The organism is Paenibacillus sp. OK076, assembly GCF_900110055.1.
Taxonomy (GTDB): domain Bacteria; phylum Bacillota; class Bacilli; order Paenibacillales; family Paenibacillaceae; genus Paenibacillus.
In genome coordinates, this window is record NZ_FOCH01000001.1 from 3,437,494 (window position 1) to 3,450,093 (window position 12,600).

The following is a 12,600-nucleotide window of genomic DNA, read 5'->3' on the forward strand; positions in this document are numbered from 1 at the left end:
CTCTATGGTTCTGAGTATGGATGAAATTGTCAACGCGATCTGTATTCACATGGCTGAACGCAAGGGTGTTCGCCCAACCGATGTCAATGTGGAACTGAGCTGGGAAGAAGATACGGGATATTCCGCTGAAGTCTGGATTCAAGGCCGCAGTCAGTATCTGGTCGAATCCAACATGATCGAAGCGATCCTGCGCTACCTGCACAGTGAATACGACATTCGGGCTTACCGTGAGAATGTAAGACTGGATCTGGATGAAGAGATCACAGCGATTGTAAATCAATAAATGAATAAGCCATTTGCGGATGGCATATAAAAAGGGCCGTCTCCATGATGTCAATGACATGATTGGGGACGGTCCTTTTTTGGTGTTGTTTGGGAAGATAATGCCTTCGCTATTACCTTCCCAAGATTCATACTACAATCCTGTGGCTATTTCAATTTCACAAGACTGTAGTTTTTTTTGCCTTTGCGGATAATTATGAATTTACCGCCGATTGCGTGCTCTGCAGAGACCGTGAATTCCAGTTCCGTCACTTTCTCACCATTCATGGAGATAGCCCCTTTGGTGACATCCTCACGTGCCTGACGTTTGGATGGTTCCAGGCCAAGATCCACGAGCCAATCTACAATATTTTTCGCTTCACCATCGGTTTCGAAGGTCGGCATTTCTTTGAATCCCTGCTCGATTTCGTCGGCTGTAAGGGAACGAATATCTCCGCTGAAGAGTGCTGCGGTAATGCGTTTCGCCTGCTCCAGCATATCGTCGCCGTGAACAAATTTCGTCATTTCTTCAGCGAGTGCCTTTTGTGCTTCACGCTTGTGCGGCTCCGCTTCTACTTTTTCAGCCAAAGCTTCAATCTCTTCTTTGCTTAGGAACGTGAAGTACTTCAGGTATTTAATTACATCACGGTCATCCGTGTTCGCCCAGAACTGGTAGAATTCGAATGGAGTCGTTTTATTCGCATCCAGCCATATGGAACCGCCTGCAGATTTACCGAATTTCGTACCGTCGGATTTGAGCATAAGCGGGATCGTCAGACCGTAAGCTTTAGCTTCTGGCCCTTCTTTTTTACGGATCAGGTCCAGACCGCTTGTAATGTTGCCCCATTGATCGGAACCACCGATTTGCAGCTGTACACCCTCATGTTGGAACAGGTGCAGGTAATCGAGCGATTGGAGAATCTGGTAGGAGAACTCGGTAAACGAAATTCCGTCTTCCAGTCTGCTCGCAACTACATCTTTAGCCAGCATCGTGTTGAGATTAAAGTTTTTACCGTAGTCACGCAAAAATTCAATCACATTGATTTTGTGTGTCCAGTCGTAGTTATTGACCATACGTACCTGATTGTCGCCATCCGTTACGAAAAGCTTTTTCATTTGTGCAGTCAGAGCATCCACATTGGCCTGTACCTCTTCCAACGTTTGCAGGGAACGTTCCGATTGACGACCACTTGGATCACCAATGGTTCCTGTTGCCCCACCAATTAGAATCACTGGACGGTGCCCAGCAAGTTGGAAACGTTTCAGCATCATGAACGGGATCAAATGTCCGATATGCATGCTGTCTCCTGTAGGGTCAACCCCGCAGTACAATGAAACCGACGTCGTCTCGGTCAGCTCACGCAGACCCTCCGCATCCGTCTGTTGATTAATGGCGTCACGCCATTCCAGTTCATCAATAATATTCAAAACAAACAACCCCTTCTCTATGCAATGGTATTAGGCCATGATCTACGTTAAAAGTGAATTCACAAGGAGCTAAGCCGGGTGAGCCTTTTTTGGACACAAAAAAATCGCCGCCTTGTCTTCAATAGACATAGGGACGATTATCATAACCGTGGTACCACCCAACTTGCACAGACAACAACTCACACGCTGTCCATACCGCTTTCAGCAAAATATCGTTTGCCATTCCGCTTGGCATTACCCAAGTACTCCAGAGTGTAATTCGCAGCCCTTGTATGTATCAGGTTCCATCAACCCCTGACTTTCTGTAACAGGGACAAAGCCGCTACTGCGCTCTATCAACGTAATTCATGTATTCAATTTATAGCCAGTATAGCCGAACGTTAATATCATTGCAAGACCAAGTATTTAAACTTTAGATAGAGCAACAGATGAGCGCCTATACCTAACTTATAAAGACATCATGTTCAACTTCCTGTGATAATATGCATATGCCTTTTCTGCAATCTGATCTTCATTATTCCAAAATTGCTGATCCAGCGTATCCAGCTGGTGTTCCTCCTCTGATGTTAGAAACTTAGGAATATCCCACAGTCCGGTAAGTCTTTCATCCTCTTCCAAATGCTCAATGCAGCCGTATGCTGACTTAATGATATCCAACACTTGAGTCGCACCAATCGTATGTAATGCCCGCAACGCATAAAGGTACGCCTCTTCTCCCCAGTTGCAGAAAAATTGAACAAAACCACCGTTAAAGACATCCACCTCTAGCAGCCATAAAGCAGCAATTTCCTGTTCATTCGTTGTTAACGCAGCCCAGCCCTGAGCGGATTCATTCTTTTTCCCCGCAAAGGTTAACGCATATTCATACCACACATCATTAATATCCTGTTCACTCACGTCAATCACCTCTCTTTTCTTGGTTCCAGCCTCTCCAGATCATGCCGTTTACCCGTCTGATGCCAATACAAGTAAGGATCACCGAGCTGTTGGAAAGCCTTCTCAACACTTTGAGTCAATTCTTGCGTCACTGCGTTTGTGTAATTCAAGTGTGTCTGTTTATTATCCACACCATATCGTTTCAGCAATTCCACATGCGCTGCCGTAAAAATGATATCCTCCAGCAGCCAGTAGATTACTTCTTCTGTCTGTTTCATTCTTTTTTCCAACATGACCATGCCACGCTCGTATTTACGAACTATATATGCATTCTTTTCACTCTCTACATATGGAACACCTTCCCATTTATGGCTCTCAAACAAGCGGTTAACATAGTTCTCCATCTCCTGCCTGCGGAAGGATGTGCGCTCAAGCAACTGAAAAAGAGTTTTTGCAATCTCTGGTTTGCTTCGTATGTTGGACATAAAATCTCCTTTCGACATGATAATGAAAAAGCTGCCAATGGCAGCCTCTTCATAACAATTTTTCAATCAGGTTCCACAAAAAGTCCGGTAGGAGGTATCGCACTGCGTAGGCAGTTCCGCGTACTCAGCCTGTTCGGTAGAATGTGCAAACGGGTTGGAAAGAACAGCAAGAAGTTTTTCCATCACACTAAGATCTCCGTGATTCTCTGCTCGGTCCAGTGCTTCTTCCACCCGATGATTACGAGGAATCACCGCAGGGTTGTTAGACTTCATCAATTGCTGCGATTCTTCTTTCCCTTCCTGTTGTCTGCCCAATCTTGCCTGGCGACGCTCATTCCATTCTGCAAACTCTGAAGTGTCGAACAAGGGAGATCCGTTAAGCGTATCAAAGGTTAGTGCGAGAAACGTATTTGTGTAATCTGCAGTATGCTTCTCCATCAATTCAAGAAGATCCCTGATTAGCACTTCATCCTCAGCCTCTTCATTAAACAAGCCCAGTTTGCTCCGCATTCCCGAGAGCCAGTGGTGATGATACAATTCAGAGAATTGTGCAATGGCATCCTGGGCGATTTGTACAGCCTGATCTTCATCCTCATGCAGCAGTGGCAGTAGCGTCTCGGCAAATCGAGCCAGATTCCAGCCGCCAATATACGGTTGATTTCCATAAGCATATCGACCTTGCGTGTCAATGGAGCTAAATACTGTCGCTGGATTGTAGGCATCCATAAATGCACACGGCCCATAATCGATGGTTTCACCACTGATGGCCATATTATCCGTATTCATTACGCCATGAATGAAACCAACCTGCTGCCACTTAGCAATAAGTGAAGCCTGCCGCTGGATGACTTCCTGAAGCAGCTGCAGATAGCGATTGTCGGCTTCGGCAACATCGGGAAAGTGCCGTTTCAGTGTATAGTCCGCCAATGCTCTGAGCTCATCAATTGATCCCCATCTGGCTGCGTATTGGAAGGTTGCTACACGCAAATGACTTGAAGCTACTCGTGTCAGGATTGCACCAGGGCGCTCTGTTTCACGTGTAATGTTTTCTCCAGTAGACACAACCGCCAAACTTCGCGTTGTTGGAATCCCCAGTGCATACATCGCTTCACTAATAATATACTCTCGCAGCATGGGTCCAACGGCAGCACGTCCATCGCCTCCACGAGAATATGGGGTTCTTCCCGAACCTTTCAGCTGGATGTCCACTCGCTCGCCTTGTGGCGTGATCTGTTCTCCCAGCAGCAAAGCCCGTCCATCACCAAGCATGTTAAAATTGCCGAACTGATGACCTGCATAGGCCTGAGCCAGAGGCTCGGCACCTTCCGGAATCAGGTTTCCTGCAAACACCTCCGCTACTTCATCAGTGTTCAGTGCCTCAACATTCAGCCCCAGGCTGGCTGCAAGCAATGTATTGAAGATGATCAATTTTGGTGATTGAACAGGTACCGCACCCTGATTTGTAAAAAAGGTCTGTGGCAAACGTCCATAACTATTGTCAAAGTGCCAGCCTTTTTTCAACGTTTCTTGTTGCATGGTAATCACAACTCCTTTTCTGTAACCAAGCGATATCAGGATATCTCTTCGTTTTATTTTAGCCTTGTGAACCAATGCTCATTTATGTAGTCGCATGGAAATTCAACGGGAAGAACATGTAGCATGTTCATGATGAAACTTTAGCATATTTATATCCCTTTTGCATTCATCCTGCTGTAACTTTCATACCCCAGGCACCGTTTAAGTTTCAAGGGGGGATCAGATTGAGAAAATATATCTATGTGATTGGCTGTGTGACGCTTTTATTTATGTGCCTTACCGGGTGTTCAGCGGACAACATACAATCAAAGGGAAATCAGGTTATCGTTCAACAACCGGTTGAGAACTCCAATCAATACACCCTGTATAGAAAAATTACCGATCCAGCACAGGTGCAAGCCATCAGGAACATCACCGCCTCTATCCCATCGAACAATACTATAGCGGATATGGTACGGCCTCCGGATTATAAATTCTTTTTCGAGAAAAAGAACACAGATTCCTCAGATAAAAGTGTCATCTATAGCCTCTGGATCAGTCCTAATCAGGATCAAGTTGAAATCATTATTGAAAGCAAGCCTACTTATGTTCAATTAACTAAGAAGAAATCTGCCAAACTTTTCGAACTTATCACAGGTGAAAAGCTTCCGGGGTATGTTTGAATAAAAATATCCAATTGTACTCTGCAGACTCTGCAGTTTATCAACATAAAGACCCAAGAGGTTCATTTGCGAGGGGAATCATTCCGATCATTCCACCTCAATGAATACCATCTTGGGTCTGTTCCATTTATTCAGATCGCATACCTGTTAGCAAGATGATCTTACGTATGTGCTTCTTGAGCCTGTACGGGCTGTACGGGCAGACTCTCTTTTTTAAATCCGAGGTTAAAAAAGATATTGAGCAGAATGGCGCACAGACTACCTGTGATAATACCGTCACCAACAATAATGCGGATACTTTGAGGCAGCTGGGCAAACAGATCCGGCACAGCCGTGACGCCAAGACCGAGTGAAACCGAACAAGCAACGATTAACAGATTGGATTGCTTGCTGAAATCCACATGTTGCAGCATTTTAATCCCGGATGAGACTACCATGCCGAACAGAACAACCGTTGCCCCGCCGAGTACCGCGCTGGGAATAATCGTTGCGAATGCCGCAACTTTGGGGATGAGTCCGAGAAAAATCAGGATACCTCCGGCTGCAACAACCACATTGGTCGTTTTCACTTTGGAGAGCTGTACCAAACCGACATTCTGGGCGAATGTGTTATACGGAAAAGCATTGAAGATTCCACCAAGGACAAACGCCAGACCTTCTGCGCGGTATCCTCGTGCCAAATCCTTATCGTTAATCGGTTGATCACAGATTTTGCTCAAGGCCATAAACACACCTGTAGATTCGATAATGACAACGGTGCCGACAATAATCATGGTAATGATCGGACCGATTTCGAAGGTAGGCCATCCAAAATAAAAGGGCTGGGGCAAATGGAACCAGGAGGCTTCCTGTACAGAGCTGAAATTCACTTTCCCCATGAGGGCAGCGACGAGGGTACCCACAATAATACCGAGGAGGACTGCGAGGGATTTGACAAAGCCGCGAGCATATCGATTCAGCACCAGAATGAAGAGCAGTACTCCGAATGAGAGGGCCAGATTGTCCAGACTTCCGAAATTTTCGCTGTTTGCTCCTCCTGCCATGTTTTTGATGCCGGTTGGAATCAACGCCAGACCAATAATGGTTACGACTGTTCCAATCACGACGGGAGGAAACAGTTTGACGATTTTACTAAAGAAGACAGCACATATTACGATGAATATCCCTGCTGCTATGATGGAACCGTAAATGGCCGGAATTCCATATTGTGATCCAATCGCAATCATGGGAGTCACAGCAACAAATGAGCTTCCAAGAACTGCTGGCAAGCCAATCCCCAAGTGCTTCCCTTTACGTGCTTGAAGCCATGTCGCGATACCACAGGTTAACAGGTCAATCGATACCAGGTACGCCAATTGTTCTGCAGTCAGGTTTAGCGCCCTCCCCACAAGCAGCGGAACCAAAATGGCCCCGGCATACATCGCCAATACGTGCTGAATTCCCAGTGAAAAAATCCTCATTCTCTTGGTTTCTCTCATCCCTACCTGCCCCCTGTAATTTAGAATCACTTTACCGCTGCAAAAATCATGTTATGTTGATTCACATTATATAAACAATTGCTTCAAGTTCCATGATTCATGTTGCGGAATTGTTACAAAATATAAATAGATTCAGTCTTTTTATGCTTCTTATACAAAATTAACACATAATCGACCTATTATACGTCAGTTAATATAACAACAAAAGTTGAATAACGTTGCACTCTTCATACTTCTTCGCCAAGGATAAATACACGTCACGATTTAGTAGTAAAGATTTCCTTTAGATCAATCTCTTGATCTCTGTTATGATGATTAACGGCAAATTTGAGAAATTCGGGAGGAACTTCCTAGATGAGACAAAATTTTAAAGGTATCACCCTATTTTACTTAACCATGCTTTTAGTGTTACTAGCCTGTCCTTGGAATAAGGCCGCTGCTGCCGATTCCTACAAATCGTTGGACTTATACTATCCAACAGACATTGACGATCACTGGGCATACGATACCCTTGACAACTTCGTTAATGCTGATTTACTAAACGGGTATCCCCTAAGTACTGGCGAAGTGGCTCTCAAGCCCAATCATCCCATTACCCGTGCAGAATTTGTTTCTATTCTTGTACAGGCGGCAGGGCTACATAGCACTGCTCAAGGGAAAGCCTTTAATGATGTGAACGCAGGCAAATGGTATGCCGATGCGGTCCGGATCGCTAGTTCACTTGGCGTAGTTGGAGGCATATCCAGTACTGAATTTGGTCCAGATCTCCCTATCACCCGCGGAGATATTGCCGTTATGGTTGTACGGACTTTCTCCAGCTCCATCCAATTTGAAGGCTCTGCCAAAACCTTTAAGGATGTCCCCAACTATTACGCAGCCTCGGCCATTGCAAAAGCAAGCCAAGCAGGGATCGTTTCGGGTATGACGACCACCACGTTTCAACCGTTTGCGAAAGCCACTCGCGCCCAATCGGTTGTCATGCTAGAGCGGGCTTTACGTTTGGAACAAACCCAGCTCCCTGATACAACTGAACTGATTACTCTGGCTTCCAACGCAACCGAACAGGAGATTACGTCGATGTCTGAACACAGCTACAATCAAGTGTCTGATATCTATGCTACATATTACACCGGTTATCAGCTCTCCTTTAATCTCACTTCACTTGAAGATCTGACATCCGCTCTGGATGAGCAAAGCCAGATGGATATTGAATGGATCTCCAAACCTGTTTTCTCCATTGTGGAGCGCTCCAATCAATATGCCGTATTGGAAGCGAATGGCGGCAAAATTAAAACGAGCATCAATGCAGGTAAGGACCTAAACGAAGAAACCATTTCATTAGACGGGTTGTATAGGCTCAAGAAAATGGATGATAACACCTGGAAAATCTATGCGGTTTTACCTTATGAGGGATAACATCAGAAACACTGATAAATAACAAAAAGCACTGAACCGGGTTCAGTGCTTTTTGTTATTTCAATAAACCATTAAACAACTATTTCAGACAACCCAAGCCCCTCATCTTGAGGGGATCGGATAATCGACCACAATTACATTCTCCACCCACTCATTCAGAGAGGTTACAAATGCCTGATGTGCAGGATGCGGGCCATAAGCACGCAGTGCCTCCTGATCTTCAAACGTCACTCTCAGGCCAAGTGTGAAGCCCTGAATATGATCCGTCTCCTCTGTTACATTAACGCCTGCGGTCAGATCCACAATTCCAGGAATTTGTTCCTGTAAAGCGAGCAATTGAGCCACCAATTCTTGCTGTTTGACCGTAGTGATTTTATCGTTCAATTTAAATGCGACCAAATGTTCATACATCATTTTCTCCTCCTCATTCCTTTAACAAGTTATTCAGCTTTTTAATACTCTGCTCTGAACATGATGCAGCAGCTTCTGTAGCCAGATTATATCACTTTGAATAGAGTGGTAGGCATGATCTCGCATTAACAGGAGTGCATCTTTCAGATCCTCCTGCACATCAATCTCCTGAGGTGTATGAGAATCAATGTATTCAAGCCTCTTATTCATCTTCTCAATAATATCCTCAATCAAATATGCGATTTTCTGATTATCCACCTTATCCAAATGAACCAACGCAGCGTATAAGGACTGTACATTCGTAAACTTCTGAAACACCTTATATATGCTCTCTTCAAGGGACTGACGTCCTTTTTCGGTGATTCCATATGTCGTTTTATCCGGTCGATTTTCAGTCTGAATCGTTTCAACCTTCTCGATCAGGCCCTTCTTCAGCAACACTTCAAAATTATAATAAATGGTGCCTTCCGTAATCTTGGCATCCGTTTGATCCAGATGTTTCCCAATTCGTTTCTTAATATCATAGGGATAACAATTCCCCTCACTTAGTGCACCGAGTATAAAAATTTGAATCGACATTGTGACTGCCCCCATTCTGCTCTTCCAAGGGTACAGCTTCTTCCTGATCGCCTACCCTTATCACTTCTATTTTATATCATAACGGGCTGTTGTACAGGCTCCTGTGTTATATCAGTCTGTTTGGCTTTTTTGAAATGATGAATGGCTGTATTGATCACAAAGGCTCCCAAGCCCACCAATGCCAGTCCAACCGCATATTCTACCGTCTTCCCTCCGCCAAAGAGAATATTATAATCCAGATGTGTTGAATAGAACATCGGTGTAATTTGACTCACGAATTTGAAATATGCTGGCATCATCTCCGGTGACATGGACGTCCCGTTTGCAATGGACTGGCTGAGTACAAATATCATATTGACCAGCATTCCGCCTTGACCGAGAAGCATGATAAAGATGCTGGTGAACTCAATTGACACAAACAGCTGTAAACTGTGGACCATCCACATTTTCATAAACACGTCCACGCCATACCCCTGCACCATAAAATAAATGCCGATCCCTACGAGTGGAGCAACGATGGAAACAAGCAAATTCGTACCTCGCATTGCAAAAAATGCGTTCCATTTCCCCATTTGTCCTTGCAGCTGCTTCATTCCGCCAATGCTTTGCATCGCATAGATCATGGCTCCAACATAGAGCGCCATGGTGATGAACATCGGTGCCATCTGATTCTGCATGCCTGCTGGCTGCGGATTGCTCAGAACGATGTCGGATGACACTTTGCCCATAGTGGATTCCACAATCTGTTTCGATTGCTCGGCAGGAATTTGCATACTGCTCAACACACCCTCGAAGCTCTGTGCCTGAACCTGTGCACCCATCTGCGCGGTGATTTCAGCTGCCACATTTTTCATGGAGCTCGTGATTGTTGTTGGGTTCGATTCATTAATCAGGTATTGTAACTGAGCTTTACCGTCCTGTTCAGACAGTTTCTCCGTAAAATCACCCGGTATACGTATGATCATATGAATATCCCGGTCTTCCAGCCCCGTCTTCGCCTGTTCTAATGATTCGTTGGTAACGACTTTAAATGGCAATTGTTCTTGCAACTTTTGTACAAATTCAGTTCCGGATTGCTGGTCTTCGTTGACAATAGCGACCGTAAGATTCGTTACATTTTTGGGGATTACGCTATACCCCGACATGAAAACGGTCAACATTACAATTTGGTAAAAAACGATCATAAATATGCCTGCCTTGACTCCACCGTGCTTCAGTATGTTCTTCACTCTCTATTCCACCTTATTATCTCAATTTAAACTACTTGAATTAAAGTACTCTTGTTTGTTATATTTGTCAATGAGACCAACCAAGGAGGCGAAACGAATGACGAAGAGCTCTATTATTTCTCTGTCTGAAATCACGAATTTCCAATCGAAAGAAGAAGAATTCAGTCCCTACCGTTGGTATCGCAGCATGTTGAATCAGGAACCCGTCATCTACAATGAAGAGACCGATTCCTGGCATGTATTCAGGTATGATCTTGTCAAAACCGTGCTTAATGATCACGAGCACTTCTCCAGTGTGAGAAAAAGATCTATTGTTAACGTGGGATATTCAAGTGAAGAAGAAGGTGCGGACAGTGAGCATCACATGCCGGACAAGCTGGATATTCACAACGTAGATCCGCCGGAACATCGCAAGCGGAGATCATTGCTGGCAAGTGCATTTACACCCAGAAGTCTCAAGCTCTGGGAACCGAGAATCGAGGCTGTGGCTGAAGAGCTGATCAGCGAATTTGAAGGTCAATCAGAAGTGGACATTGTTGAAGCTTATACAAGCATGTTTCCTGTCATTATCATGTCGGACCTGCTCGGCATTCCTTCCAAAGATCGTCATTTGTTCAAGGATTGGGTGGACACCATGTTTATGCCTACTACCGATGCCACTTTTGATCAAATTAACGAAATGAAAAAGATAGCCGGGGAAGAATATTTCAAGTACTTGTATCCCTTCGTTGTGTCCAAAAGGTCCAATCTGGGAGAAGATATCATATCGGACCTGATTCAGGTGGAATTGGATGGCGAGCACTTTACGGATGAAGAGATCGTGCGAACCACCATGTTTATTCTGGGAGCCGGCATAGAAACCACAAGCAACCTGCTGGCCAACTCGTTCTATGCTCTTCTGTATGACCAACCGGAATTGTATGCCGAACTCAGGGATAACCTTGAGCTTGTCCCCGCCGCGGTAGAGGAAATGCTGAGATATCGCTTTCACATCAGCAAAATGGACCGTATGGTCAAAGAGGATAACGATCTGCTCGGAGTTAAACTGAAAAAGGGAGACGCTATCGTGGCGTGGATGAGTGCAGCCAATATGGATGAGACCATGTTCGAAGATCCGTTCACTTTGAATATTCATCGAGCGAACAATAATAAACAGCTTGCGTTTGGTTTTGGTACTCACTTCTGTCTGGGGGCTCCTCTGGCCCGTCTAGAGGCCAAAATTGTACTGACCGCATTTCTCAAAACGTTCACCAACATTGAACCCGTGCAAGGATTCAATCTGGAGGAAAACCTGACCGCTTCTGCGGCCGGACAATCTTTAACAAGCCTTCCGATGAAGTTGTCTAGGTAATTACATCTGACGTAAATGCTTATATGGATATGTCATCTTTACTATAAGTTCTATCGATATTATCAAAACAAAAAGAGCAGATCCCATCTGCTCTTTCTCTCTACCCTTATCCTTATAGATATCCTCTATCCTTCAATTCTACCGTTCGTTAATTCAGCAAACCTGTTCCATTCATCATAAACGGCACCACTCGCTCGGCCAACTCAGCCGGGGATTCCTGCCTCTCCTCCAGATTCCAACGATACGTCACCCCATAGATCGACCAGCTCAGCATCGTTGCCAAATACGCCAATGTTCTGGGTGGCTCCGCACCATGTGTTTGACTCATGGCAAGCTCCAGAACAAGCTTTTCTAACTGAGCCTTAATGTTTTCCTCAAAGATTGGCGCTACGGACTCATATTTCTTGATACACTGGTTGCTTGAATCATGGTAATTACATAACGAGATCACCAGTTGCTTCAAGGTCTCTTCGGTCAAATGTGCCTCTACATCAATCTGTTTGAGAACATATTCTTGGAAAGCATAGGACAAAACGGATTCAAGCAGTTCATATTTGTCTGCAAAATGGGCATAAAATGTGGCCCGATTAATCGTCGCTTTTTGCGTAATATCCTGAACCGTGATAGCAGAGAAATCCTTTTTATTCAAATGATAAAAAAACGCATCCTGAATTAATTGACGGGTTCGGATCACCCGCGGGTCATTGGGATTTGGAGAAAACTCACCTGACATATACAAAGTACCCCTTTTGATCGATCTTGTAATCAACCTTCTCAATGCCTCTATTATAAATAGCTCCTGTTAGGTCAACAAGTAATTCAGAGTTAAACCAACATTATTATGGTCGCTTCGCTTAAGCAACACATTGGTTAAATCGTCGGTTGATA

General features: G+C 44.6%; 13 protein-coding genes and 1 other annotated feature. Of the genes, 4 read left to right on the plus strand and 9 right to left on the minus strand.

The genetic code is table 11. The features are described 5' to 3' along the window. Window positions 1-4 precede the first annotated feature (4 nt). Window positions 5-283: a YxcD family protein gene (locus BMY78_RS15170; protein WP_024630486.1), complete on the plus strand. Its 279-nt coding sequence runs from the start codon at window positions 5-7 to the stop codon at window positions 281-283. A gap of 146 nt (window positions 284-429) precedes the next feature. On the opposite strand, the gene tyrS is transcribed toward BMY78_RS15170, so the two are convergent. The 4 genes from tyrS to BMY78_RS15190 all read right to left on the minus strand — a co-directional run bounded on the left by tyrS (window position 430) and on the right by BMY78_RS15190 (window position 4,586). Next, window positions 430-1,689, minus strand: coding sequence for a tyrosine--tRNA ligase (gene tyrS / locus BMY78_RS15175; RefSeq protein ID WP_090900141.1), 1,260 nt, complete (start codon window positions 1,687-1,689; stop codon window positions 430-432). A 126-nt stretch (window positions 1,690-1,815) separates the two neighbouring features. Further along, window positions 1,816-2,037 (minus strand) — a binding site (T-box leader). Between the two features lie 99 nt (window positions 2,038-2,136). Beyond that, window positions 2,137-2,586 carry a DMP19 family protein gene (locus BMY78_RS15180; protein ID WP_090900143.1) on the minus strand — a complete coding sequence of 150 codons (450 nt, stop codon included), beginning with the start codon at window positions 2,584-2,586 and terminating at the stop codon, window positions 2,137-2,139. Window positions 2,587-2,591: 5 nt separating this feature from the next. Further along, complete coding sequence (locus tag BMY78_RS15185; RefSeq protein WP_177185747.1) at window positions 2,592-3,050, minus strand: Imm63 family immunity protein; 459 nt, start codon at window positions 3,048-3,050, stop codon at window positions 2,592-2,594. 66 nt (window positions 3,051-3,116) lie between these two features. Further along, complete coding sequence (locus tag BMY78_RS15190) at window positions 3,117-4,586, minus strand: protein adenylyltransferase SelO (protein WP_090900150.1); 1,470 nt, start codon at window positions 4,584-4,586, stop codon at window positions 3,117-3,119. A 224-nt stretch (window positions 4,587-4,810) separates the two neighbouring features. Here BMY78_RS15190 and BMY78_RS15195 point away from each other — a divergent pair, with 224 nt between their 5' ends. Further along, window positions 4,811-5,248, plus strand: coding sequence for a YhfM domain-containing protein (locus BMY78_RS15195; RefSeq protein WP_090900153.1), 438 nt, complete (start codon window positions 4,811-4,813; stop codon window positions 5,246-5,248). Window positions 5,249-5,409: 161 nt separating this feature from the next. On the opposite strand, the gene BMY78_RS15200 is transcribed toward BMY78_RS15195, so the two are convergent. After that, on the minus strand, window positions 5,410-6,726 hold the full coding sequence (locus BMY78_RS15200) for a nucleobase:cation symporter-2 family protein (protein WP_090900156.1): 1,317 nt from the start codon (window positions 6,724-6,726) through the stop codon (window positions 5,410-5,412). Window positions 6,727-7,080: 354 nt separating this feature from the next. Between BMY78_RS15200 and BMY78_RS15205 the strand changes: the two genes are divergently transcribed. Continuing rightward, window positions 7,081-8,142 (plus strand): S-layer homology domain-containing protein, encoded by a 1,062-nt coding sequence (locus BMY78_RS15205; protein ID WP_090900159.1) that lies wholly within the window; start codon window positions 7,081-7,083, stop codon window positions 8,140-8,142. A gap of 102 nt (window positions 8,143-8,244) precedes the next feature. On the opposite strand, the gene BMY78_RS15210 is transcribed toward BMY78_RS15205, so the two are convergent. From BMY78_RS15210 to BMY78_RS15220, 3 genes are all read right to left on the minus strand, one after another. Next, window positions 8,245-8,556, minus strand: coding sequence for a Dabb family protein (locus tag BMY78_RS15210; protein ID WP_256222145.1), 312 nt, complete (start codon window positions 8,554-8,556; stop codon window positions 8,245-8,247). A gap of 30 nt (window positions 8,557-8,586) precedes the next feature. Then, on the minus strand, window positions 8,587-9,132 hold the full coding sequence (locus tag BMY78_RS15215) for a PadR family transcriptional regulator (protein ID WP_177185748.1): 546 nt from the start codon (window positions 9,130-9,132) through the stop codon (window positions 8,587-8,589). A gap of 71 nt (window positions 9,133-9,203) precedes the next feature. Continuing rightward, window positions 9,204-10,361 carry a YhgE/Pip domain-containing protein gene (locus tag BMY78_RS15220; RefSeq protein ID WP_090900168.1) on the minus strand — a complete coding sequence of 386 codons (1,158 nt, stop codon included), beginning with the start codon at window positions 10,359-10,361 and terminating at the stop codon, window positions 9,204-9,206. A 97-nt stretch (window positions 10,362-10,458) separates the two neighbouring features. On the opposite strand from BMY78_RS15220, the gene BMY78_RS15225 reads away from it, so the two are divergent. Then, window positions 10,459-11,712: a cytochrome P450 gene (locus tag BMY78_RS15225; protein WP_090900171.1), complete on the plus strand. Its 1,254-nt coding sequence runs from the start codon at window positions 10,459-10,461 to the stop codon at window positions 11,710-11,712. Window positions 11,713-11,860: 148 nt separating this feature from the next. Here the strand turns inward: BMY78_RS15225 and BMY78_RS15230 are convergent, their stop codons facing one another. Then, entirely contained in the window at window positions 11,861-12,445 is a 585-nt protein-coding gene (locus tag BMY78_RS15230; RefSeq protein WP_090900174.1) for a TetR/AcrR family transcriptional regulator, read from the minus strand. Window positions 12,446-12,600: the final 155 nt, after the last annotated feature.